The organism is Bacillus aquiflavi (genome assembly GCF_019915265.1).
Lineage (GTDB): Bacteria > Bacillota > Bacilli > Bacillales > Cytobacillaceae > Bacillus_BT > Bacillus_BT aquiflavi.
The window spans coordinates 2,829,540-2,853,969 of record NZ_CP082780.1 but is presented as its reverse complement, the minus strand read 5'-3'; the positions used below and the strand labels follow the sequence as shown (position 1 = coordinate 2,853,969).

Annotated in this window: 24 protein-coding genes, 5 pseudogenes and 1 riboswitch; of the genes and pseudogenes, 20 read left to right on the top strand and 9 right to left on the bottom strand. The window is 35.5% G+C overall.

Annotated features, from left to right (window positions below; translation table 11 throughout):
- Window positions 1–222 precede the first annotated feature (222 nt).
- On the top strand, window positions 223–660 hold the full coding sequence (locus tag K6959_RS13915) for a DUF86 domain-containing protein (RefSeq protein WP_163239706.1): 438 nt from the start codon (window positions 223–225) through the stop codon (window positions 658–660).
- A gap of 259 nt (window positions 661–919) precedes the next feature.
- A complete protein-coding gene (locus K6959_RS13910; RefSeq protein WP_163239708.1) occupies window positions 920–1,684 on the top strand; it encodes a TIGR01457 family HAD-type hydrolase in 765 nt (254 codons plus the stop codon).
- A 40-nt stretch (window positions 1,685–1,724) separates the two neighbouring features.
- On the opposite strand, the gene K6959_RS13905 is transcribed toward K6959_RS13910, so the two are convergent.
- Window positions 1,725–2,228 carry a phosphatidylglycerophosphatase A family protein gene (locus tag K6959_RS13905; protein ID WP_163239710.1) on the bottom strand — a complete coding sequence of 168 codons (504 nt, stop codon included), beginning with the start codon at window positions 2,226–2,228 and terminating at the stop codon, window positions 1,725–1,727.
- 197 nt (window positions 2,229–2,425) lie between these two features.
- Here K6959_RS13905 and yutH point away from each other — a divergent pair, with 197 nt between their 5' ends.
- The 4 genes from yutH to thrB all read left to right on the top strand — a co-directional run bounded on the left by yutH (window position 2,426) and on the right by thrB (window position 6,918).
- A complete protein-coding gene (yutH, locus tag K6959_RS13900) occupies window positions 2,426–3,433 on the top strand; it encodes a spore coat putative kinase YutH (protein ID WP_163239712.1) in 1,008 nt (335 codons plus the stop codon).
- A gap of 205 nt (window positions 3,434–3,638) precedes the next feature.
- Complete coding sequence (locus tag K6959_RS13895) at window positions 3,639–4,937, top strand: homoserine dehydrogenase (protein ID WP_163239714.1); 1,299 nt, start codon at window positions 3,639–3,641, stop codon at window positions 4,935–4,937.
- A complete protein-coding gene (thrC, locus tag K6959_RS13890; protein ID WP_223086793.1) occupies window positions 4,934–5,995 on the top strand; it encodes a threonine synthase in 1,062 nt (353 codons plus the stop codon). The genes K6959_RS13895 and thrC overlap by 4 nt, the downstream gene beginning before the upstream one ends.
- Entirely contained in the window at window positions 5,992–6,918 is a 927-nt protein-coding gene (gene thrB / locus K6959_RS13885) for a homoserine kinase (protein ID WP_223086791.1), read from the top strand. The genes thrC and thrB overlap by 4 nt, the downstream gene beginning before the upstream one ends.
- 47 nt (window positions 6,919–6,965) lie before the next feature.
- Here the strand turns inward: thrB and K6959_RS13880 are convergent.
- Window positions 6,966–7,187, bottom strand: a pseudogene (locus K6959_RS13880) (NifU family protein); the annotation flags it as partial.
- 154 nt (window positions 7,188–7,341) lie between these two features.
- Here K6959_RS13880 and K6959_RS13875 point away from each other — a divergent pair.
- Window positions 7,342–7,668 (top strand): annotated as a pseudogene (locus tag K6959_RS13875) (YuzD family protein).
- 127 nt (window positions 7,669–7,795) lie between these two features.
- Here K6959_RS13875 and K6959_RS13870 read toward each other — a convergent pair.
- Window positions 7,796–8,866, bottom strand: a complete 1,071-nt coding sequence (locus K6959_RS13870; RefSeq protein WP_163239724.1) for an NAD(P)/FAD-dependent oxidoreductase — start codon at window positions 8,864–8,866, stop codon at window positions 7,796–7,798.
- Between the two features lie 255 nt (window positions 8,867–9,121).
- On the opposite strand from K6959_RS13870, the gene K6959_RS13865 reads away from it, so the two are divergent.
- From K6959_RS13865 to K6959_RS13860, 4 genes and pseudogenes are all read left to right on the top strand, one after another.
- The gene (locus K6959_RS13865; RefSeq protein ID WP_163239726.1) at window positions 9,122–9,358 is read left to right on the top strand and encodes a YuzB family protein; all 237 of its coding nucleotides are present in this window, start codon (window positions 9,122–9,124) and stop codon (window positions 9,356–9,358) included.
- A 141-nt stretch (window positions 9,359–9,499) separates the two neighbouring features.
- A pseudogene (locus tag K6959_RS19305) lies at window positions 9,500–9,638 on the top strand (IS200/IS605 family transposase); the annotation flags it as partial.
- 1 nt (window position 9,639) lies between these two features.
- A pseudogene (locus tag K6959_RS19905) lies at window positions 9,640–9,791 on the top strand (RNA-guided endonuclease TnpB family protein); the annotation flags it as partial.
- 147 nt (window positions 9,792–9,938) lie between these two features.
- The gene (locus K6959_RS13860; RefSeq protein ID WP_394373040.1) at window positions 9,939–10,250 is read left to right on the top strand and encodes a HesB/IscA family protein; all 312 of its coding nucleotides are present in this window, start codon (window positions 9,939–9,941) and stop codon (window positions 10,248–10,250) included.
- Between the two features lie 73 nt (window positions 10,251–10,323).
- Here the strand turns inward: K6959_RS13860 and K6959_RS13855 are convergent, their stop codons facing one another.
- Complete coding sequence (locus K6959_RS13855) at window positions 10,324–11,319, bottom strand: NAD(P)/FAD-dependent oxidoreductase (RefSeq protein WP_163239730.1); 996 nt, start codon at window positions 11,317–11,319, stop codon at window positions 10,324–10,326.
- A 398-nt stretch (window positions 11,320–11,717) separates the two neighbouring features.
- Between K6959_RS13855 and K6959_RS13850 the strand changes: the two genes are divergently transcribed.
- The 4 genes from K6959_RS13850 (at window position 11,718) to K6959_RS13835 (ending at window position 15,041) form a co-directional block, all read left to right on the top strand.
- Entirely contained in the window at window positions 11,718–12,935 is a 1,218-nt protein-coding gene (locus tag K6959_RS13850) for an NAD(P)/FAD-dependent oxidoreductase (protein ID WP_163239732.1), read from the top strand.
- Window positions 12,936–13,256: 321 nt separating this feature from the next.
- A complete protein-coding gene (locus K6959_RS13845) occupies window positions 13,257–13,751 on the top strand; it encodes an NUDIX hydrolase (protein ID WP_163239734.1) in 495 nt (164 codons plus the stop codon).
- A 139-nt stretch (window positions 13,752–13,890) separates the two neighbouring features.
- Window positions 13,891–14,214, top strand: a complete 324-nt coding sequence (locus K6959_RS13840) for a YuiB family protein (RefSeq protein WP_163239742.1) — start codon at window positions 13,891–13,893, stop codon at window positions 14,212–14,214.
- A gap of 104 nt (window positions 14,215–14,318) precedes the next feature.
- Window positions 14,319–15,041, top strand: a complete 723-nt coding sequence (locus K6959_RS13835; protein WP_394373003.1) for a 3D domain-containing protein — start codon at window positions 14,319–14,321, stop codon at window positions 15,039–15,041.
- Between the two features lie 241 nt (window positions 15,042–15,282).
- On the opposite strand, the gene K6959_RS13830 is transcribed toward K6959_RS13835, so the two are convergent.
- Both K6959_RS13830 and K6959_RS13825 read right to left on the bottom strand, forming a co-directional pair.
- Entirely contained in the window at window positions 15,283–16,062 is a 780-nt protein-coding gene (locus K6959_RS13830) for a cobalamin-binding protein (protein ID WP_163239744.1), read from the bottom strand.
- Window positions 16,063–16,072: 10 nt separating this feature from the next.
- Complete coding sequence (locus K6959_RS13825) at window positions 16,073–16,552, bottom strand: divergent PAP2 family protein (protein WP_163239745.1); 480 nt, start codon at window positions 16,550–16,552, stop codon at window positions 16,073–16,075.
- A gap of 189 nt (window positions 16,553–16,741) precedes the next feature.
- Here K6959_RS13825 and K6959_RS13820 point away from each other — a divergent pair, with 189 nt between their 5' ends.
- Window positions 16,742–17,122, top strand: coding sequence for a DUF309 domain-containing protein (locus tag K6959_RS13820; RefSeq protein ID WP_163239747.1), 381 nt, complete (start codon window positions 16,742–16,744; stop codon window positions 17,120–17,122).
- Between the two features lie 61 nt (window positions 17,123–17,183).
- On the top strand, window positions 17,184–18,692 hold the full coding sequence (locus K6959_RS13815; RefSeq protein WP_163239749.1) for a leucyl aminopeptidase: 1,509 nt from the start codon (window positions 17,184–17,186) through the stop codon (window positions 18,690–18,692).
- Window positions 18,693–18,916: 224 nt separating this feature from the next.
- On the opposite strand, the gene metE is transcribed toward K6959_RS13815, so the two are convergent.
- Window positions 18,917–21,223 (bottom strand): 5-methyltetrahydropteroyltriglutamate--homocysteine S-methyltransferase, encoded by a 2,307-nt coding sequence (gene metE / locus K6959_RS13810; protein WP_163239751.1) that lies wholly within the window; start codon window positions 21,221–21,223, stop codon window positions 18,917–18,919.
- A gap of 173 nt (window positions 21,224–21,396) precedes the next feature.
- Window positions 21,397–21,612: a hypothetical protein gene (locus K6959_RS13805; protein ID WP_223086789.1), complete on the bottom strand. Its 216-nt coding sequence runs from the start codon at window positions 21,610–21,612 to the stop codon at window positions 21,397–21,399.
- Between the two features lie 257 nt (window positions 21,613–21,869).
- Window positions 21,870–22,062: riboswitch (cobalamin riboswitch) on the bottom strand.
- Between the two features lie 155 nt (window positions 22,063–22,217).
- On the opposite strand from K6959_RS13805, the pseudogene ccsA reads away from it, so the two are divergent.
- Both ccsA and K6959_RS13795 read left to right on the top strand, forming a co-directional pair.
- Window positions 22,218–22,769, top strand: a pseudogene (gene ccsA / locus K6959_RS13800) (cytochrome c biogenesis protein CcsA); the annotation flags it as partial.
- Between the two features lie 188 nt (window positions 22,770–22,957).
- The gene (locus tag K6959_RS13795; RefSeq protein ID WP_163239757.1) at window positions 22,958–23,167 is read left to right on the top strand and encodes a hypothetical protein; all 210 of its coding nucleotides are present in this window, start codon (window positions 22,958–22,960) and stop codon (window positions 23,165–23,167) included.
- Window positions 23,168–23,244: 77 nt separating this feature from the next.
- On the opposite strand, the gene K6959_RS13790 is transcribed toward K6959_RS13795, so the two are convergent.
- Window positions 23,245–23,631 carry a YuzC family spore coat inner layer protein gene (locus K6959_RS13790; RefSeq protein ID WP_163239759.1) on the bottom strand — a complete coding sequence of 129 codons (387 nt, stop codon included), beginning with the start codon at window positions 23,629–23,631 and terminating at the stop codon, window positions 23,245–23,247.
- A gap of 261 nt (window positions 23,632–23,892) precedes the next feature.
- On the opposite strand from K6959_RS13790, the gene K6959_RS13785 reads away from it, so the two are divergent.
- The gene (locus K6959_RS13785) at window positions 23,893–24,276 is read left to right on the top strand and encodes a hotdog fold thioesterase (protein ID WP_163239761.1); all 384 of its coding nucleotides are present in this window, start codon (window positions 23,893–23,895) and stop codon (window positions 24,274–24,276) included.
- Window positions 24,277–24,430: the final 154 nt, after the last annotated feature.

Here is a 24,430-nt window from a genome sequence, read left to right as displayed (position 1 = left end):
ATGGAATATTCAAGGATTTGGCCTCATTCTATGCCTTCTTTATCTTAACAAAATAAATGAGAATACTGAAAATAATTGCCTTAAACTTTTACTTTTATATTGTTACATTGACACTATTTCGATTGAGCCCTTAACACATTTAAATATGGTACAATAATTATGATACTTATTCTATTTCTATACAGCTTTTTCCGTTTTATTTTACTTGAAAGGGTGAAGTCAATGTATTTTGTTGATAGAGAAAAAATAGAAGAAACTTTACAGTTTTTAAATAAACAAATTTCATTATTTGAGGGAAAAAGTGATTGGAATACCCCGCTTGAGAAAGCATCCCTTGAACGTTTAGCACACACAATGATTGAAGCGATTTTAGACGTCGGTAACGCAATGATTGACGGGTTTATTATGCGCGATCCAGGAAGTTATGAAGATATTATCGATATTTTAACTGATGAAAAAGTGATTACAGAATATATGAGCGATAGCTTAAAAGCGATCATTTCTCACCGAAAGTTACTTGTTCAACAGTATACTGACATTAATCATGAGCTTGTTCATCATGATTTTTTGAAAAATTTAACTGCCCTTAAGGAATTTAGTCCAAAGGTAAAGGCTTATTTGCTAAATGAATTAGGACCCGTTTCTGCATTTAAAAACTAGGGGACGTAAAACAATATTGTTTTGCAACGCTTGTAGCCAAGGCAAATATTAGAGGCAGATGCTCGAAAGACTGCTTAACAAAGTTTGTCAGTCGAGGCACGCAGCGCAAGGCGGAAGCGAATGGAAAAGTTGTTCATGAGCTTACAACGCAGTGCAAGTAACGAAGAATGCGAGCGTTAGTCAACAGTCTGAAAAAGGGATCAGATTTCATGATCTCCTTTTCTTTTTTTTTTTCACATACATGTTGGAGTGAGTTAATATGGAAAAGTATAAAGGGTATTTAATTGACTTAGATGGAACGATGTATCGAGGAACGGAAAGAATTGAAGCAGCTGTTCATTTTATTCGTCAGCTTCGTGAAAAAAAGATTCCTTATTTATTTGTTACTAATAACTCTTCCCGGACTCCTGCTCAAGTTGCTGCAAAGCTTAATAGCTTTGGTATTTATGCAAATGAAAAGCTTGTTTTTACAACAAGTCAGGCAACTGCTAACTATATTTATGATGAAAAAGAAGATGCGTCTGTTTATGCAATAGGAGAGGAAGGGTTGCATTTGGCATTAGTGGAAAAAGGATTTCAGTTTGCAAAAGAAGACGCTGAATATGTCGTCATTGGCATAGATCGATCAATTACATATGAAAAGCTTGCGGTTGCTTGTCTAGCCGTTCGAAATGGGGCAACATTTATTTCGACAAACGGTGATATTGCTATCCCTACCGAGAGAGGTCTTCTTCCTGGCAACGGATCATTTACTACAGTCGTGACAGTTTCTACTCAAGTCGAGCCCATTTTTATCGGAAAACCAGAGCCGATCATCATGGAACAAGCGCTTAAAGTCCTCGGAACGGAAAAAGATGAAACATTAATGGTCGGTGACAATTATGATACGGATATATTGGCAGGAATCAATAGTGGATTAGATACGTTGCTTGTACACACAGGTGTTACGACAAAGGAATTATTGAAAAAATATAAAAGACAGCCAACATATGTGTTAGATTCGTTAGATCAATGGAATATTTAAATGTGTTCACCTTGCCAGTTGATTGGCAAGGTGAACCATTTTATTCTGTATGTGCCGCACGGTGTGCCAATCGGCTTGAGGCAGCGGCTGCAATTGCCCCAACGATATCATCTAAAAATGTATGGCATTCACCAGAGGATTTATCGTTTAACCTCTTTAATATCAATGGCTTTTGTTTATCAATAAATCCATAATTTGTAAATCCAATTGAACCATAAATATTTACAATCGAAAATGATAAAACTTCGTCAATGCCATATAGTCCTTCATCAGCTTTTATGATTGATTGTAACGGTTCCTCTAACATGTTCTTTTCTGCTAAAACGTCTAGCTGAATACCAGTTAAAATGGCATTTTGTACTTCTCGCTTTGCAAGAACACGTTCTACATTATGAATACATTCTTCAATCTGTAAATTAGGATGGTATGTTTTTTGTAAATAAAATACTAAATCAGCAATATCTTGAATTTGAACTCCTCTTTTATTAAGCCATTTTAACGCTAATTGCTTTGAAATTTTCGCTGTTTGTCCCTCATTACTCATTTCTTTCACCTTTTCTATTTGTTCTTACTATGTTAATCCTTAATTGATATTATATGCACTTGAATGGTTAAAGCTTGAAAATGACGGAAATTTATTTATTCATTCTCGCCTATTTCGGCTTTTTGTCTTTAAAAAACAAATATTATTTATATGAAACATATATATAGAAAAAGGAAGTTGCTGAGGGAGGAAGATCAATGCTTACTCAAATATTAAAGCAGCATTATGGAGTTAAAGTGTCTGAACCGATTAAATTATCAAGATATGATGCATTTAAGTCGAGTAAAGGCTTGTATATAGTCGTTAAAGGAGGAAATTTAACTGAAGAGGTGATTGGAGAACTACATTTAATGGCGGAGCATCTACATTTTCAAGGTGATCGGTTTGTATCTATGTTTGTTCCTTCAAAAGAAGGGAGATTGTTAAGTGAGTGGGAAAATGAGAAACTTTGTGTGCTTGTAAATCGAGTTCTTGAGCGGCCAGTGCAAAAAAAAATGGGAAGGAAACTGGCCAAATTTCATTATCGAGGACGATCTATTTCATCGCAAATAAGAAATAATAGCCGAGTTGGTCAATGGAAGCAACTATGGGAACAGCGGTTAGAACAAATTGAAAATGTTTGGAATGAACGTATATTCCAATCTCCAGAAAATGATTTTGAAAGAATGTTTTTAGAATCATTCCCATATTTTATGGGGTTGACTGAAAATGCGATTCAATATTTAGTTGATACAGAATTAGATGATAATCCAAATATAAATGATAACGGTACAGTATGTCACGAACGTTTTTCTAAACAAACGTGGGGGGATATATATACAGTTAAAAATCCATTTGATTGGGTATTTGATCATAGCAGTCGAGATTTAGCGGAATGGACAAGGGAACATTATTTTCAAAATAAACAAATATATCAACCAGATTTAAATCTATTTTATGCCGATTATCAAACAATATCGCCATTATCTTCTTTTTCATGGAGATTACTTTACTCAAGATTACTGTTTCCGCTTCATTATTTTGAGTGTATCGAACATTATTATATAACTGTATCTGAACAGCAAAAAAAGCTGCATGAAGAAAAAATAGAACAATTATTAAGGTACTCGGGAGAATATGAACAATTTCTCAGCAGCTTTTTCGATGTTGTCGAAGCACCGACTAGAAAATATAAAATTCCAAAGCTGAAATGGTTGAAGAAATAAATTTTTTTAAAAAAAAATAACTTTCAAAACAATCAGTATAATTGCTGATTGTTTTTTTTACTTTATTATTCCTTGATTAGTAAAGCGTTTTCTAGAGGAAAATTAATAAAATACCTATTGTAAAAAAACAGATTGCAAACTATAATGTCTATTATAAGAGGACAATTGTACATTATAGAGGAACAATTTAGAAAGGGGTTTGAAAATGGAAGTGATCTCAATCGGCCTTTTAGGTCTTGGAACTGTTGGATCGGGTGTTGTCAAAATTATCGAAAATCATCAAGATAAGTTAATACACCAAGTAGGCTGTCCAGTAAAAATAAAAAAAATCCTTGTTCAGGATTTAAATAAAGAGCGAGCGGTTGATACGAACGGTTCAAAGTTAACAACAAATGTTGAAGAAATTTTAAATGATCCGGAGATTGACGTTATTATTGAAGTAATTGGCGGGATTGAAAAAACAAAAGGTTATTTAATTGAAGCTCTTAAAAGAAAGAAACATGTGGTTACTGCAAATAAAGATTTAATGGCGTTATATGGACCAGAACTGCTTGAAGTAGCGTCTGAAAATAATTGCGATTTATTTTATGAAGCAAGTGTTGCAGGGGGAATTCCGATATTAAGGGGCTTAATTGACGGTTTAGCATCTGATCGGATTACAAAATTAATGGGAATTGTCAATGGAACGACGAACTACATTTTGACGAAAATGAGCCAAAAAGGAAGTTCATATGAAGAAGTATTAAAAGAAGCCCAAGACCTTGGATTTGCTGAGTCTGATCCAACTGCTGATGTAGAGGGATTAGATGCTGCGCGGAAAATGGCAATCCTCGCTTCAATTGGCTTTTCGATGAATATTGGCTTAGACGATGTTCACGTTGAAGGAATTACAAACATTACTGAAGAAGATTTGGAATATGCAAAGCAACTGGGATACACAATGAAGCTAATTGGAATTGCCGATTTGGAAGAGGAAAATGTTGAAGTAAGTGTACAGCCAACATTACTGCCTGATTCTCATCCGCTTTCATCAGTTAATAATGAATATAATGCAGTTTACGTATATGGTGAGGCGGTCGGTGAAACGATGTTTTATGGTCCAGGCGCAGGAAGCTTGCCGACAGCAACAGCGGTTGTATCTGATTTAGTAAACGTCTTAAAAAATATGCGACTCGGTGTAAATGGCCGAAGTGCAATAACACCGCAATTTCGGAAGCAGTTAAAAGAACCGCAAGAAATATTCTCAAAATATTTTCTTCGGATGCAAGTAGACGATAAAATTGGTGTCTTTGCTGAAATTACATCTATATTTTCTGAGCACGGGGTCAGCTTTGAGAAAATTTTACAATTGCCAAATAAACAGAAGAGTCAGGCAGAGATTGTACTTGTGACCCATAATGCATCATTACATGATTATGAAATGATAATGGAGAAACTGAAACAATTAAAAACTGTAATAGAAATTAACAGTTCATATCGTGTTGAAGGGAGCGCAAACATATGAGATGGGAAGGGCTGTTAAAAGCATATAAAGAATATTTACCCGTAACTGATCGCACACCACAACTAACATTAAATGAAGGTAATACACCGTTAATCAAACTAGATAGACTTTCCGAAGAATGGGGTGTTGAGCTTTACGTCAAAACGGAAGGAACAAACCCAACTGGTTCTTTTAAAGACCGTGGAATGGTGATGGCGGTAGCTAAAGCAAAAGAAGCTGGAAGTGATACAGTTATTTGTGCTTCCACAGGAAATACATCTGCGGCTGCGGCTGCTTATGCTGCTAGGGCTGGAATGCGTTGTATTATTGTCATTCCTGAGGGGAAAATTGCTGTAGGAAAACTTGCTCAAGCTGTCATGTATGGTGCGGAGATTTTTTTAATTGAAGGAAACTTTGATCACGCATTAAAAATGGTCAGAAAAATTAGTGAAACAGAGCCAGTAACACTTGTGAACTCAGTGAATCCATATCGAATTGAAGGTCAAAAAACAGCAGCTTTTGAAATATGTGATCAGCTCGGTGAAGCACCTAATATTTTAGCTATTCCTGTAGGAAATGCAGGTAATATTACTGCCTACTGGAAAGGATTTAAAGAATATCATGACAAAAAAAATACGGGGCTTCCAGAAATGCGCGGCTTTGAAGCAGCAGGAGCAGCTGCAATTGTTCATAATCAAGTGTTTGAGGAGCCAGAAACAGTTGCAACCGCAATCAGGATCGGTAATCCGGCAAGTTGGGAATATGCGGTTCAAGCAGCAAAAGAGTCAAACGGGAAAATTGATGAAGTAAGTGATGAAGAAATTTTGCAGGCTTACGGAAAGCTAACGAAGTTTGAAGGGATTTTTGCAGAACCAGCTTCTTGTGCATCCCTAGCTGGAGTTTTTAAACAGCTGCAAAATGGAGAAATTCAGAAAGGAGCCAAAATTGTTGCAATCTTAACTGGGAACGGATTAAAAGATCCAAGTACTGCAATTGATATTGCTCCTGTAAAGCCAGTAGTTCTTCCAAACGATGAGAAAATAGTTATTGATCATATTAAGGGAGCTGTTCGTTTATGAACGAAGGTGACATGCTCGTTATAAAAGTTCCTGCGAGCACTGCTAATTTAGGTCCCGGCTTTGATTCAATTGGGTTAGCATTAAGTTTGTATTTAACATTGGAAGTTGAGAAAAGTGAACAGTGGAAAATGATTCCTCTTACAAAAGAAATGGAACAATTCCCTGAAGATGAGCAGCATTTCATCTGTCAAATTGCACTTCAAACCGCTTCACGGTTTGGAGTACAAATGACACCATGTCGAATACGCTTAAATAGTGAGATACCGCTAGCAAGAGGACTCGGTTCAAGTGCAGCTGCCATTGTTGTTGGGATCGAATTAGCAAACGCTGTTTGTCATCTAAACTTAACGAATGAGCAAAAATTAGAAGTGGCTTCTCAAATCGAAGGGCACCCTGATAATGTAGGGGCATCTATTTTTGGTGGTTTAGTAGTCGGTAGCCAAAAAAATGGGAAAGTTTATCTCGTTTCATTTCATCATCTTGACTTTGAAACAGTTGTCGTAATTCCTAATGAACAATTGCTAACAAAATCATCTAGAGAAGTATTGCCGAAGGAACTTCCTTTTTTAGACGCTGTTTTAGCGGGAACGGTTGGCAATGTTTTTATTGCTGCCATGTTAAGTGGTAACTGGAAGTTAGCTGGGGAGATGATGGGCAGTGATCGCTATCATCAGCCGTATCGGCGTCATCTTGTACCTTTATTTGACACGGTGGAAAAAGTTGCACTGAAAAAAGGTGCATTTGGAGTTGCTTTAAGTGGTGCTGGCCCAACTGTGATTTGTTTTACGGAAAAAGGTAAGAGCAACAAATTAACAGAATATTTATCAAGGGAAATTCCACATTCAGTTGTAGCAAGCTTAAAAATAGATCAACGCGGCAGCGTAACAAAAATAGTTCCAGTTAATAAAGTGAAAAACGCGTAAACAAAAAGCGATTTCGCTTGATGGCGAAATCGCTTTTAACATTAACTTTAAAATACTTGTTCAACTTCAACGACACCTGGCACTTCTTCTAATAATGCACGTTCAATCCCAGCCTTGAGTGTAATAGTTGAACTTGGGCAGCTGCCACAAGCACCTAGTAAGCGTAATTTGACGATGCCGTCTTCGACATCAACAAGTTCACAGTCTCCTCCATCACGTAAAAGAAATGGACGTAATTTATCTAATACTTCTTGAACTTGTGCTATCATATCTTGATCAGACATATTAATCGACTCCTTTCCTACAATATATTATAGTCATCTTGGTAAGAAAAATCTATTCAGAAGAACAAAACTAATATTTAGTAGGTAAATAAGTTATTTATCATGTAAAATAGATAAGAAAGACAAGGGAGTGAACTTCATGATCAAAAAAGCAGTTGAGGTTTCAGTTTATGGTGCAGATCAACTTTGTCCAAGCTGTGTAAATTTACCGTCATCAAAGGATACTTATCAATAGTTAGAAGCTGCTATATCGCGGAAATTTCCAAACCAGCCGTTTACGTTTTCATATGTTGATATATTTAATCCGCCAAATGATAAGTCTAAAAGAAGATTTGCAAAAAAAAATATTGATGAAGATTTGTTTTATCCGCTCGTACTTGTTGAGGATAAAATAGTGGGTGAAGGGAATCCACGGTTAAAAACGATTTATCATGAACTTGAGAAATACGGCTATAAAGCTGAATAAACAGTAAAAGAAGCACTCCGTGTGGAAGGCTTCTTTTACCTATATTGAATTAAATCGAATAAAAGTTACAAATAGACATGCTGAGCATGATGAATTATGGCCTGCGAAGGAATTAAACATCTGTTTATTAATTTCCATTATGGTATTTATACATCCAAAGTATCCCGGATTTTAATAATCGAGCAACACGTCCAGTTACAGGGCGATCCGCAACTACGCCAAACCCATGTTTTTTTCCGAGAGAGCCGAGAACGCCTTTTAATTTAATTGCTGGGAAACTCTCTGGAGGTTCTTCACCTTTCCATCGCTTTAAAAGGACTTGGACAATTTGTTCTGCTTGCCCTTCAGCAAGTTGTGCACTTGGTGCATGTGGCAAACTAGCACAGTCACCAACAACATATACGTGTTCATTATTCGGAATATTATGTTGCGGAGTTAAAATAACTCGTCCTTGGCGATCTTTTTCAACATCTAAGTCTCGGACAATTTTACTTGGCTGAACACCAGCGGTCCAGACAATAACATCACATGGAACAGGTTCATCTTTATTATATAGTATATTTTCTTCAACCTGTGTAATATTTGCATTATTGATAATTTCAATACCATGTGTAATAAACCAATTTTCAACGTAATTACTTAGCCGATCAGGAAAAGCGGATAGTATATGTTTTCCGCGGTCAAATAACTTAACTTTTAAATCAGGACGGCTTTCACTTAATTCACTTGCTAGTTCAACACCGCTAAGTCCTGCACCGACAATCCCAACAACTGAATTTGGGGGTAAATTATTTAACGCTTGATAAGTGCTTCGTGAATTTTCAATTGACTGAATACTATACGTATATACATCAGCACCAGGTACATTGTGATACTTATCTTCACAACCTAGTCCAATCACTAAATCATCATATTGGATTGGTTCTTTGTCTTTCAAATAAACCATTTGATCTTCCAAGCTTATTTTTGTAATTTCCCCATATGCAATTTGTAATCGTGGATGTTCAGGAAAAGTGACTCTAACATGCTGATCAGAAATTGTCCCTGCTGCCAAAGCATAGTACTCTGTTTTCAGACTATGATACGGATTGCGATCAATAAGTGTAATGGATACATCTTCTGGTAGTTGATTTGGTAAAAGCCGTTGAAGAATTCGCATTCCGCCGTAGCCCCCACCAAGGATAACAAGTTTTTTCATGAAAAATTTCCCCTTTTTTTTAACTCTTTTAATTGTGAAAAATTGATCAAATTAATATAGGCACTATATAAATAAAAGAAAATAAAAATAATAATTATCGATTTATTTGTTATTGTAAAAAAATATTAATTCATTACACACACTAATAAAAATTATACCGAAGTTGTGGCTAAATAACAACATATCCATTCAAAAAACTTGACATAGACTAACGAATCATTTTTACTCATTTTAACGATGTAATGAGGTGACAAAATGCTAAAGCCAATGATAGAATTTTGTGTTAGTAATTTAGCAAGCGGAGCACAAAGAGCTCGTGAACAATTAGAAAAAGATCCTAATTTAGATATTATTGAATATGGTTGTCTTAGTCATTGTGGAAAATGCGCTCGATCATTATTTGCATTAGTAAATGGAGACGTAGTTTCAGGCGAGACGCCTGATGAGCTAGTTGCGAACATTTATAAATTTCTCGAAGGGCATCATTTTTAATGGATTTCCGAAAGAAGTCTCCCATTCTTAGGGAATGTGAAGGGCGTAGCCCAGTAAGCAGGTGGGAGATGAATTTCGGTTGGCTTTAGCCAAAGCTAATGATATAATCAGTCTGATGTAGAATAAAATACTGGTATATAAATAAAATTAAATAGTAATAATCATTCAGTGTTCTCAATATGCGATTATGGTGTTAGTTGTAAAGTATCGCAGAAGAATCTTTGATACTGAAATATCTGATTTTGTAAAAAGGATGTTTGTTCGGATTGGGAATAATTACTATAGGGATCGAGGACTTAAACATAAAGGTATATCTCAAGCCCTTCACTTTGGTAAAAGCGTTTATGATAATGGTTGGGGTATGTTTACTGCTATTTTTAGAGTATAAGCTAAAAGAACAAGGAAAAAACAACTAGCAAAAATTGATGAGTGGCGAGTAGTTCATAAATCCAGTTTATTCAGTTGAGTACAATTGATGTAGTGTATATACTATTAATGTAAAGGACCTCGAATAAAGGAGGAGATCTCATTGACGAATATCATTAAATTAACTGAGGCAGCAGCTATTCAAATAAAAAATATGATGAAGCAAAACGATGAAGAAGGTGCCTACTTACGGGTTGCTGTAAAAGGGGGCGGCTGCAGTGGATTATCTTATGGCATGGGTTTTGATCATGAAATAAAAGAAGACGATGTCCACTTCGAACAGCACGGTGTGAAAGTTGTTGTTGATCAAGAAAGTAAACTAATCCTAGGAGGGACAACAATTGATTACAAAGAATCCCTAATGGGCGGAGGATTTACTATCGATAATCCGAATGCGATCGCATCATGCGGCTGTGGTTCATCGTTTAGAACGGTAACGAACGAAGGTACTCCAGAGGAATGCTAAAAAATTGGAGGTCAGACCAATGTGATGATCATTTAATCTTACGACCTACATTATCTGACCCCATCTTTTTTACTTATTTAAACATAGAAGAACTATGTAAAGGCTGTACTCTTGCTTTTGGATCAATATATGCCTTTGCATTATTAACCGCAGTCGGAGCCTCGCCGAAACCGCAGGCAATTAGTTTTACTTTACCTTCATAAGTGCAAATATCTCCAGCAGCATACACACCTGGAATATTTGTTTCCATTTTAGAGTTAACGATAATGGAGTTTTTCTCAATATTTAAGCCCCATTCTTTAATTGGACCGAGTGAGGAAACAAAGCCAAAATTAACGATGACTGCATCAACATCAATGACTTCTTTTTGCTCGTCCTTTGCATCTTTGAGAACGATTTGCTTAATGTTTTCATCATCGCCAATTAATTCTGTTGGAATATAAGGTGTTTTAATTTCAACTTTTGACTTTTGTAAATTTTCGACACTATGCTCGTGAGCACGGAATTTATCACGGCGGTGGACAATTGTCACCTTTTCTGCAATTGGTTCTAACATGAGCGCCCAGTCTACAGCTGAATCACCACCGCCGCAAACTGCGACTTTTTGCCCAGCAAATTGATTTAAATCATTGATAAAATAATGGAGGTTTTTGCCCTCATAATTACGTGCATTTTCTAACTCGATTCTTCGTGGCTGAAAGGCTCCATTTCCAGCAGTGATAATAACGGTTTTTGAATAATGTACTTCCTTATTCGTCGTTAATTTAAAAGTACCATCATCTTGTTTCTCTAATTTTTCAACTGATTGCTCAAGGGAAACAGTCGGTTCAAATTTTGCCATTTGTTCTTTTAAATTATTAACTAGTTCTTGAGCGCGTACTTTAGGAAAGCCAGCCACATCATATATGTACTTTTCAGGGTAAAGGGCTGCTAGTTGTCCGCCTAATTGAGGCAAGCTTTCGATAATTTTTACAGATGCTTGTCTCATTCCACCGTAAAAAGCTGTAAATAAGCCTACTGGTCCTCCCCCAATAATCGTTATGTCGTATACTTTTTGATCTTCTTTCACACCATATCCCCCCATGTTGGTAATAAAGAAATTCACATCCTTTATCATACCACAAAAGGTGTATAATCTCACATTAATAAGGGAATTGTAATGATGTAATAATTATTCATTATCACATTTTTTTTATTAAAATATGAGGGTTCACCTTGAGTATATTCTGAATATTCAAACTTGGTATAAAAGAAATATATAGCTTGAAAAACATGATAAAAAAGAATATTATGTGTATGTAGATATATTATTAATATTTTGTGACAAAATATTGACATATTTATGTCAGTTATCGTGAATTATATCACAAACAATACTTTTAAAGCTTTTTATATAAAAAGCTTTAAGTAAAAAGTTTAAAGAGAAATATCATAAATAATAATACTTTAAAGGTGGAAGTGATATACTTGAAAAAGCCAAAAATTGTTATTTTAGGTGCGGGTTATGGTGGTTTAATGACAACTGTGCGTCTTCAAAAAATGGTTGGTATGAATGAAGTCGACATTGTACTCGTTAACAAAAACGAATACCATTATGAAACAACATGGCTACACGAAGCCTCTGCTGGTACTTTGCATCATGATCGTGTTCGTTACAACATTGCAGATGTAATTGATCGTAATAAAGTTGATTTTGTTCAAGATGAAGCAATTGAAATTAAAACAGATGAAAAGAAAGTAATCTTAGCTAATAGTGAAATTGAATATGATTATTTAGTCGTTTCACTTGGTGCAGAACCTGAAACATTTGGGATAAAAGGATTAAAGGAATATGCTTTTTCTATCACTAACGTAAACTCTGCAAGACAAATCCGTGAGCATATTGAGTATCAATTTGCTACTTATAGTAATGAAGCAGAGAAAAATGAAGATCGTCTAACAATTGTTGTTGGCGGGGCAGGATTTACTGGAATTGAGTTTGTTGGTGAATTAACGAATCGTATTCCGGAGCTATGCCGCGAATATGATATTGACAATGACAAAGTCAAGATATTTTGTGTTGAAGCAGCTCCAATGGTTCTTCCTGGTTTTGACCCTGAACTTGTAAATTATGCAGTTGCGCAGTTAGAACGCAAAGGTGTAGAATTCAAGATTGGCACACCAATTAAAGAATGCACACCTGAAGGCATTTTGGTTGCAAAAGATGAAAATGAAGTGGAAGAAATTAAAGCTAATACAGTTGTTTGGGCAGCAGGTGTAAGAGGAAACTCTATTATCGAAAAATCAGGTTTCGAAGCGATGCGCGGAAGAGTAAAAGTAGAAAAAGATTTACGAGCACCAGGTTTTGAAGATGTATTTATCATTGGCGACTGTGCTTTAATTATTAATGAAGAGATTAACCGTCCATACCCTCCAACTGCACAAATTGCAATCCAACAAGGAGAAGTATGCGCACATAATTTAGTGGCACTTGTTCGCAATAAAGCTGAACTTACACTATTTAAACCAGATATTAAAGGTACAGTTTGCTCTTTAGGAGAAGATGACGCAATCGGAGTTGCATTAGGTAAAAAAATGGTGGGTACGAAAGCAGCATTTATGAAGAAGATGATTGATAACCGCGCGCTTTACATGATAGGCGGAGCTTCACTCGTCATGAAGAAAGGAAAATTTAAAGTTTTATAAAATAAGCATAAATATTAAAAAGACTGCAAACGTTTACAAAAATAGCGATAATAGAAAAATTAGAAAACTGAACTTTTAATTATTTATTTTAATTCTTAATGTATAAGAGAGCAGACTTTATTGTCTGCTCTTTTCAGCTTGTAGATAATTCAATATTTTAATGATATTCGCTAGACTAGCGCTTGTCAGTCGAGGTATGTACCACGAGGGAGAACAATATCGTTCATGAGTTCGTTTATCAACAGTCTGAAGAGCAGACCTCTATTGTCTGCTTTTTTTAATGTAAAACGTTACAATGCTAATAAGGAGGAAAAATTTAGTATGGGGAATAATGGAGGGCGTGGGAAAGTATGGCTCGGAGTAGCTGGATTAGTTATCTCGTCTAATAAAAAGTGGCTTGTTGTAAAGAAAAATTATAGCGGTCTTAAAGGTAAATGGTCTTTACCAGCAGGGTTTGTCAATCCAGGTGAAACGGCAGATGAAGCAGTTGTTCGTGAAGTAAAAGAAGAAACAGGGATTGCTTGTAATGTTATCGGTATGATTGGACTTCGAACTGGTGTTATTAAGGATGAAATAAGCGACAACATGATCATCTTTTTATTAAAGCCCGAAAGAGAAGGGATGATTATTTCACCGCAAGAAAGTGAGTTATTTGATGCGAAGTTTATTGATCCTTTAGAATTAGAAAAGGATGAAAATTCATCAGTTATGCTCAAATATTTAACCAACCTATCTAAAACGATTGCCAAACCTCTCCATGATGGAATTAATCCGGGAGATCAGTTCGGATATACGTCATATAAACTATTTTTATAATATGGAATAAACACAAAACCTTAAAGCATATTTTAGCCATCATTTCAATGAAAAGTACGATTGTTTCTTGTTAATAAATTGACCATAAGTACACATTCAAGTACACTTTAAGAGTGATTTGTTTGAGGGGGTTCATCTTATGGAAATGAGTTTACCGGTTTTAATCATTTCAATGTTACTGTTTTTTGTGTTATTTTTTGGAATTGGTTTTTTGTTAAATATGCTGTTAAGAATGTCGTGGATTATGGCAATTATTTATCCAATTATCGCGATTTTAATTGTCGATAAAGTAAGATTGATCGAATATTTTACTAATAGTAAAGCGGCTTTCTCACAGCTGGGACAGCGATTTACCTCTCTTGCCTTAGCTGATATTTTAATTTTAAGCAGCGGTTTATTAGGCGCTATAGGGGCCGGAATTGTTATAAAAATACTTAGAAAAAGTGGATATCGGATGTTTTAATAAAGAGGCTGACTTTTTTTAAAAGTCAGTCTTTTGCTTTTGTAAAATCTCCTCCTTATTTTTGATATTCCTATTTAGTTAGGAAATAAATAGATTTGGGAGGAGTGGAAAAATTAATGATAAACAATTTTACAAGGCGTTTAGTTATGACGGTGCTATTTACTCTTGCATTATTAACCACGTTCCAAACTATAACAGGAGTGAAGGCGATCTCAATTGTTTCATATATGAGTGAGCAAAAGAAAGCAGATGAAGTTAAGAAAAATCAAAGAATTTCTTCTCATTCATCTAAACAAATGAATCTCACTTATAAATTATTAAACAAAGTTGAACAAACAGCTGTGCAAATTTCTTCTAGCGAACCAGTTGTAGGATCACCGCCATCGTTAGAGGAGGCATTTGATTGGTCTCAATTTCCTAAAAAGACAGTAACTGCAACAGGATATACGGCAGGCTTCGAGTCAACGGGTAAACAACCAAGTCATCCAGAGTTTGGAATTACCTATTCAGGTGTAAAGGTAAAAAGGGACTTATATTCTACTATTGCAGCCGATTTAAATGTTTTTCCGATCGGGACAATTTTATTTATCCCAGGTTACGGATATGGAGTGGTTGCAGATAAAGGCGGTGCAATTAAAGGGGATAAGCTTGACTTATATTATGAAACTGTTGAAGACGTATACAATCAATGGGGGAAAAAGCAAATAGATGTTTATGTAATTGAGATGGGTAATGGGAAATTGACAGAAGAAGAACTTGTTGCTTTGAATGAAAATGAAACAATGCAGGTCTTTCGGCAACAGTTTATGAAAACTGAGAAAGAATAATTTGAAAAAAGAGATATGAACTTTATTCGTTTTTTGATTATTCAAGAGTCTAATATTATGTTAAAAAAGAAGCAAAAAGGATTGCATCTTCAGACTGTTGACAAACGCACTTTATGAACGCCTGTTGCTTTTATCTGGTACAGAGCCTTGGCCGAGAAGCGTTTTCACCCAGTCTTTTGGGCATTTTCTTTTACGATAAGCTCACCGTCTTTGCTTCTTTTTTGTTTTGCCTACATAAATGTTATTTAAATAAATCAGGATGAATAAGCTTTGCTAATTTTTTCGCGCCTTCAAGAAGACGGGGAGAAGGGCGGCAAAAAAGCTCTTCTTCAAGGACAAATATATGCTCTTTCTTTAATGCTTCAAGATTAGACCAAGAAGGTCTTTTAAAAACAATTTTCGGATTCACTTTTTGTCTCCGTACTCCTACCCAAGCAAGACAAATATAATCTGGATTTCGTTTGTATACTTCTTCCCAATCGGTTTGAATATTTGCTAAATTAATATCATGAAAGATATTATATGCACCCACTGCTTCACTTAGCTCGGTCAGCCAGTTCACTTTACCGGGAGTAAAGACAGGCTTTGGCCACCATTCCCAATATAAAGAAGGTTTATAAACTGCTTCCTCACTTTTAGCTTTTAATTCCGCAAATTGTTCACGAAAAGAGCGTGCAACTTCCTTTCCTTTTTCCGGTAAATCAAGTACCTCACTTACAACTAATAAGTCATTTTCTATGTCCGCTAAACTTTGTGGATTTAAAATAATGTGAGGGATATTACGCTTTTCTAGTTCAGCAATATTTTTTTCCATTCCAGGAACGCTTAATGAAGCGAGTACTATATCGGGTTTTAATTGTTCAACTAAATCCATATTAATGGAGAGATCGGGACCAACCCTTGGAAGTCCGATGATTTCGGGAGGCCAATCTGAATGATCATCAACAGCGATCAATTGATCAGCTAATCCTAAATAGGCGATTACTTCCGTATTGCTTGGACAAATAGAAATAACTTTCATCGACAGTCACCTACATTTTAATTAAATAATGGAGCAGCAAAGTAAGTAGTATTCCAGATAATCCGCCAAAAAAGACTTCGATTGGCTGATGTCCAAGAAGTTTTTTCAATTCACGACGCTTTTCTTGAGCGGGTTTTTGCTGCCAAATTTTTGCTTCTTCGACAAATTTATTAAAATCAGCTACAAGTCTGTTTAAAACAGTTGCTTGTTCGCCGGCATGTCTTCTAACTCCAGTTGCATCAAACATGACGATGATGGCAAAGACAGTTGAAACAGCAAAGATGGTAGAATTCAATCCCTCTTCAAGTGCTACTCCTGTTACAAGTGCTGTTACAGCGGCAGAATGGGAACTTGGCATTCCGCCCGTACTAAAAAGAAGTTTCCAATCCACTTTTCTAGCAGTTAAGAAATGAATAGGGACTTTTACAAACTGAGCAAAGAAAATTGCAGTTAACGATGCCCATAATGGGAAATTTGTGAATAACTCCATATTTTAACCACCCTTTTGTTATATACAGTGTACCATTTTTTTTAATCAAGGTTAACTAACTGTAAGATAATCATATGACATAAATAATGAATGAAAAATTAAAGTTTTGTTAATTTGCTTAACTATGCAATAATCATTTTAAACAAATAGTCTCTTTTTAAGACTTACTTACGAAAAGGTGAAAGGGAATTGAATGATTATCCAATAGAATATTATGAGTTCTTTGTAAAATTTAATGAAGGTGATTACTATACTTGCCATGATCTTCTTGAGGAAATATGGATGACTGATAAAAATAATCTGTTTTTAAAAGGATTATTACAAATGAGTGTAGCAATTTATCATTATGAGTACGGCAATATAAAAGGAGCTCGTTTAATGATGAGCGTGGCCCATGAATATTTACAGCAATACCGTCCGTTTCATTGGGGGATAGATTTAGAGAAAGTTTATGAATTTATTGAACAATGTCAAAGTATGATGCCACAGCAAGTTGATCGCGTCCCATTCGAAGAGGTTCATATTCTGCCTAAACTTCCTCGTTTTTTTCTTTATTTAGAAGATCGTTAGTTAGTCGAAATAAAAAGCTATTTTTTGTTATAATAACATTATTATGTTGGAGGTGAAGGTTTTGTTTACTGTGACAAAAGAACTAAATTTTCATAGGGAGCATTCGTGCCTTATTATCGGACTTTACGACCAGCCAATTAAATTTGATGGTGTCCTTCGTAAAGTTGATGAGCAATTTGGTGGGAAACTAACAGAACTTGTTAAATCAGAGGATATTTCGGCAAAAAATAAAAGCATCACGATGATACATACTTTTGGTCAAATTGGTGCAAAGCGGCTTTATATTGTTGGTTTAGGACATAAAAAGAAAGTATCATTGAATAAGCTGAAAGAAGCGCTCGGTAAGACATTTAAAGAAGTAAAAGCGGCAAACTTAGAGGATGTGTCTATTTTACTTGATTCCTTTGTCAGCGAGAAAGTAGATGTTTTAGATGTTGCTTATGGAATAAGTGAGTCTTTTGCTATGGCGACTTATCAATTTGAAGGTTACAAACAAAAGCCGAATAAGCCTGAGAAAAAAGTTAAACAGATGACTGTTTACTGTGAAGCTTTTGATCAATCAGAAGTTCAGGAAGTTTTAACAGTTGGCTATACTTACGGAAAAGCAGTAAACTCAGCACGTAATCTTGTCAATCTTCCAGGTAATATGCTAACCGCAACAGATATGGCAAACTATGCTCAACAATTAGCGGAAAAATATGACTTTGAAGTCGAAATTCTGGAAAAAGAAGATATGCTTAAGCTTGGAATGGGGGCGATTTTAGCGGTAAATCAAGGGTCTGTCCAACCGCCAAAGATGATCGTTTTAAAATATCAAGGTAAGGATGAATGGAAAGACGTAATTGGACTCGTCGGGAAAGGAGTGACTTTTGATACAGGAGGATACTCCTTAAAGCCGAAGGATGGAATTGTTGGTATGAAAACTGACATGGGCGGTGCTGCAGCCGTTCTTGGCGCTATGGAAATTATCGGAGAGTTAAGACCTAATCAAAATGTTGTTGCGGTTATTCCGGCTACGGATAATATGGTTAGCGGGTCAGCCTTTAAACCGGATGATGTCATCTCTTCATTGAGCGGGAAAACAATTGAAGTATTAAATACTGATGCTGAAGGGCGGCTTGCTTTAGCAGATGCAGTAACATATGCAAAGCATCACGGTGCAAATTATCTTGTTGATGTGGCAACTTTAACAGGCGGGGTCATTGTTGCTCTTGGTGCAGATACAACTGGAGTATTGACAAATAATGAGGCTATGTTTGAACAAGTACTGGAAGCATCTTATGAAGTAGATGAACCTATGTGGCGTTTACCTTTATTTGAAAAAGACAAGGAAAGAGTAAGAAATAGTAAGATTGCAGATTTAAATAACTCGCCTGGGCGCGAAGGTCATGCAATTATGGGCGGAGCATTTGTAGGTGAATTTGCCGAGGATACTCCCTGGGTTCATCTTGATATCGCAGGAACAGCAACAACAAATAAAGATTATGACCTTGGTACAGCCGGAGCTACAGGTGTCATGACAAGAACTTTAGCATTATTTGTAGAACGGTTTGAGCCAATTAAAGATTAAATTCCGATTTGTATAAATATTAATTAGTGAGGGATTAAAGAGTCTCTCACTGAGATTGTTTTATTTGAATTGATTTCCTTAGATTGGGTGAAAACGATTGTTAGTCAAGGCGTTCAACGAGGCGGAGGTTCATGAGCTTACAACGAAGTGTAAGTAATGATGAATACGGGTGTTTGTCAGAAGTTTTGGTGGGAGATGGGGGAATCTCCCACCAAATTTTGAACTTAGTTAATCATATTCAAAACTTCTTGCTTATAACGTTCCCTCATTATTTTAGCAGTATCCACCATTCTCTCGAGCGCAGCCAAAGTTTCAGCTGTTTTTCTTGTTTTCAGGCCGCAATCGGGATTAATCCAACATTGCTCTATTGCAAGTACTTTTAAGCTTTCATCAATGATTGCTTGCATTTCATTTAATTGTGGAATCCGCGGACTATGAATATCATATACACCTAGTCCGATATCATTTTCGTAATCGTTATTTTTGAATGCTTCAATGATTTCTCCGTGACTTTTAGATGTTTCAATTGAAATGACATCAGTATCTAATGCACGAATTGGTTCGATAAAATCATTGAATTCACAGTAGTACATATGGGTATGAATTTGTGTTACATCGGCTACTTCCGATGTTGCCAGCTTAAAGGCATTTATTGCCCATTCTAGATAAGAGGTTTGTTTGTTGACTTTTAGCGGCAGCCCTTCTCTTAATGCCGGCTCGTCTACTTGAATAATTTGAATGCCTTCTCTTTCAAGTGTTTGTACTTCCTTCCTAATTGCTAGGGCAATTTGGTAGGCAACTTCTTTTTTCGGGATATCATCTCGTACGAAAGACCAATTTAACATTGTATTCGGCCCTGTTAACATCCCTTTTACAGGTTTTGTTGTTAACGATTGTGCATAAACAGTTTCAGCTATCGTCATAGGCTCAATCCATTGTACATCACCATAAATAATTGGTGGTTTTACACATCTAGAACCATATGAAACAACCCACGCTTTTTCAGTAAATGCAAATCCCTTTAATTTTTCTCCAAAATACTCCACCATATCTGTCCGTTCGAATTCACCATGGACATATACATCGAGGCCAAGCTTCTCTTGATAATCAATCCATTTTTTGATTTCTGATTGAATAAATGTACGGTAGTCCTCACGAGAAATTTTGCCTTTTCTCATTTCAGCTCTTGTTTTCTTGACTTCTTCTGTTTGCGGGAGGCTGCCAATTGTTGTTGTTGGAAACAATGGTAACTGTAATATTTCTTGCTGTAGCTCTTTTCTAATTTTATGCGGCTTCTTTCTGCTAAAGTCTTTTTCAGTTATTTGTTGTATAGCTTCATGTACAGTAATAAGCTGTCTATCGCGGCTATGATTTAAATTAGCGATGTTATCTATATTTTGTTTAAAAATATCTTTGTAATAATCACTGCCTTCACGTAGAGCGTTTTTTAAAAAATTTAGTTCTTGTAATTTTTCATCAGCAAAAGCAAGATTATTTTTAAATTCCTCTGATAATTTGGATTCTGAAGCAACCGTTACTGGAACATGCATTAAGCTGCAGGATGGTTGTATCCATAAGTTTTCCGAGCTAATAAGGCTTTTAAGCTCGGTAAGAAAATCAAATTGTCTTTTCAATGGTGTACACCAAATATTACGCCCATTAATAACTCCTGCTACTAATATCTTTTCTTTAGGGAAGCCCCATCTTTTCAGATTAGTAATGTTTTCTTGAAAACCATGGACAAAATCTAATCCGATTCCTGCAACAGGTAAACTGATGACTGTCTCATAATGTTCTACTGCTTCAAAATAAGTTTGTAATAGAATTTGTGCTTGGGGAACAGCTTTTGAAAGTTGTTTGTACACCTCTTTGGCTTGCTGCATATCTTTTTCTGAAATCGAAGTAGTGAAAATAGGTTCTTCAAATTGAATCCATTTAACACCTTCAGCGACTAATGCATTCAATATTTGTGTATATAAATCAATCAACTGAAATAGATAAGTTTGCTTATTTATGTTTTCCATTACTTTTGTTAACTTATAAAAAGTAACGGGGCCAATCATCGTAGGTTTTCCTAAAATACCCAATTCATCTCTCGCTTCTATATAAGCTTTAAGTGGAATGTTTTCGTAGAGACGTAAGTTTGATCCATCATATTCAGGTACGATATAGTGATAGTTCGTATTAAACCATTTCGTCATTTCACTAGCGAGCGCTTGCTCATTTCCACGAGCTATTGAATAATATGTTTCTAAATGAATGGTTCCACCATCCCAATTGAAACGTTTCGGCACCATCCCGAACATAACTGCAACATCTAATACACGATCATAAAAAGTAAAATCCCCAACTGTTACAACGTCGACGTTAGCATCTATTTGTTTTTGGATATTTGCGAGACGCAGCGCCTTCATTGACTTTTCAAACTGCTTCTCTGATAATGTCTTTGCCCAATACGCTTCTACGGTTTTTTTCCATTCACGATTTTCTCCGATATATGGATAGCCAATAATTGTACTTGTAAATTTCATTTTTAATCTCCTTTTCAATTTTATTTCTTAGGCTATTTTTAACTTTAGGCTCATAACCTGTGAGACCTCAGTCTTAGAAAGAGATGAGTCCATTCGAAACAATAGCCATTAAAATATCGAGAATGCTTTATAGCTGTTATATTCAGTTAAAGCATTCTCTCAATTGTATTACTCTATTTTTTAAAAACTAATAATTCATCTAAAACGAGTTTGTATGCAAAATGAAGCCGGTCTAACTCAACTTTCTTGTCCATTGTTTTATTGTCATCAGTCATAATTGATTTCTCTAACCGGTTTACATAGTTCATTAAATTCACACTTTTATCATCTAATTGTGAAAGCATTACAATCGATTTTAATTCGATCACGTAATCAGGAACAATCGTCACCTATCTCACCCTTTCTTCGTCAATAAAAAAACACCTTTTTAAAAGATTTAAAAAGATGTTATTTAGACTTTATGATGTACATAGTTCAACTGTAGACAGCGAAAAATAGATAAGGATTTACATACAGGTTGTACCATGTTATATTTCTTCATTATCCTGAAATGTTTCCTTTTTTTCGCTTGTCGTACAGTGATCATACGAATAGGGTGAATACTATTCATAGTCACACATAACACCTCCTATCCTCGTAGGTTAACTGGTGTGTACTAAACTTGGCAGGTCTCCTGGCTCATGATCATCACTCTTTCTCCCTTCCCATTACAATCGTAACAGTGGTTTATGAGAAATCGTTCCCATTAACAGTTGCGGGACAGCGTCGGATTCGCACCGACTTCCCTTTTAAGCTCTTCACAAAAAGTTTGTGAGAGCACCAAATTTTACACGATATTCAGTTGTAATTTCAATATAACATAAGAATACGTTTAAATGAAAAGTTTTTTAACTTCAGCGTTTATTTCTATTCAAATTTTTTAAAAATAATAGTGGCAATTTAAGTGATTTATCGTCACCAAAATGTCATAGATTGGTTTTAATTGTTAAGATTAGCTTTACAAAGTAAATGGTTAACAATACATGTAATTACAGTTTCTTTTGCTAGTGCAGTCTTATCCATCTCCTTTATTACAGGGCTCATCTTTTTATTAAAAACAGTTAACCCTCAGCAAAAAAGTAAACAAACATTTTTTTTTGAACTCATCATGTATTTTCTAGCGATCATTTATATACTTATCCGGTTTATAAGGAAAAATAAAGTGATTTCATTACTAAATCCGTTTACTCAAAAAGTAAATATTTCGTTGATGGATAAAATCACACATAGAGCCGTAATTATCGGATTTCCTTTATTTGCTCTCGGTGGTTTAGTATTTGCAATGATTTGGGCGCAAATAGCTTGGAGTCGGTTTTGGGGTTGGGATCCAAAAGAAGTTTGGTCGTTTATCACCTTTTTATTTTATGCAGCATTATTGCATTTAAGAGTAGGGAAGGGATGGGAAGGAGAAAAAACTGCATGGTTGGCAATTCTAGGTTTTGGGATTATTATTTTTAATCAAGTATTCGTCAATTTAGTTATTTCCGGATTTCATTCAGATGCATAAAGATATAAAATCGTATCATTTCTTGATGCTATGATTATTTTAAAATAATATATGAATACCGTTCCGAATTGTCCAAACGTTTTTTGTTTTTTTCAAAATATTAGGCAGGCAGCTTTAGCCCAACCGAAATACGGTACAACTGCATATTAAGTAATGAGGAACATATAGAATTAAAAGGAGGTAGCCATATGTATCCTTATAGAAGTCCTTATCCTGCTCATGGACATGATAGTCGGTTTTTCTTCGGCGGCCCTTTTTTCGGCGGTTTACTTGGAGGATTACTTGGAGGTGGATTAGTAGGCGCTGCGTTTGCTAGACCACGTCCATACTTTCCACCTTATCCTATTTATGGAACAGGGTTTGGTTATCCACCATACGGTCCATATCCTTATTATTAGATTTAAATCAATCCTGTATCTTATTTTGGTGCAGGATTTTTTTATATTCCTCAAAATGGCCGATAACTGTCCCAATTTTATCTCCAGCGTATCATTAAAACGAGGTGACAACAATTTGTTTCGTTTTGATCATTAAATTCTAGGTGAAGCCCATCAGGGGTGTAGGAGATCTTTGGCATATTTTTTATTCCTGTTGATTTAATTATTGTTTCAACTTCAGTTGTTTTTGATTGTTGTGCGGCATTCATTAACCGTGTTGAAAATTGTTTAGACTTTGAAACTTTTTCGACGACTAACTTTGCATTATCAAGTAACATACTTGCTGCGGAAGCTGAAGACATAAATACAGATGGATTTACTAGTGGGAACTGGCGAAACGCTGGATGCTGATATAACACAGGATAAGGTATCCAATATTGATGATAACGATAGTTGTTTTCGTGATGATGATAAAAGTGGTACATGTTCATTCCCTCTTTCTTAAGATGAAAAAGTTATGCCATTCATATTTATCAACATATGATAAGGGTTATGAAATATACCATGAGAATATGCTGATTTTAAAATTTTCACTATATATATTGATAGGGGAAGAAAAAGGTTAAGTGATCCCATAGATTAAGGTTTTATTGTTTAAAAAATTTAAAGTAATGATAAAATGATGAAAGTGTTATAGATAGAAAAATATTGTCACGACAACGAATCTTTAGGAGTGGGATTACAAAATGGATTTAGAAAATACATTATTAAATTCACTTGGGATTGAGGTAACAAAGTTAGAAAAAGGTTATGTTACTGCAACAATGCCTGTAGATAACAGGACACGTCAGCCGGCGGGCTTGTTACATGGTGGAGCATCGGTTGCCTTAGCAGAAACAGTTGCAAGTGTCGGAGCCTATGAATTAGTTGATAAAAAGAATGAAATGGTCGTTGGCTTAGAAATTAACGCTAATCATATTCGGGGAAAAAGGGATGGACTTGTAACAGCTGTTGGCACAGTGTTGCACAAAGGACGAACTACGATGGTATGGGATGTAAAAATAATGGATGAGGAAAACAAATTGATTTGTGTTTCACGTTGTACGATCGCTATTATAAAGAAAAAATAATCATAAAAAACCGTTGCGGACATGTCCGCAACGGTTTTTAGACTGTAGAGCAACCTTGCCCTTCTTCGTTAAGAATTAGAGTGAATGCTTCAAGCTGACAAAAAACAGAAAATACCGCTCTTAATTGGTTAGAAGAAAGATAAAAGGTTGAAAC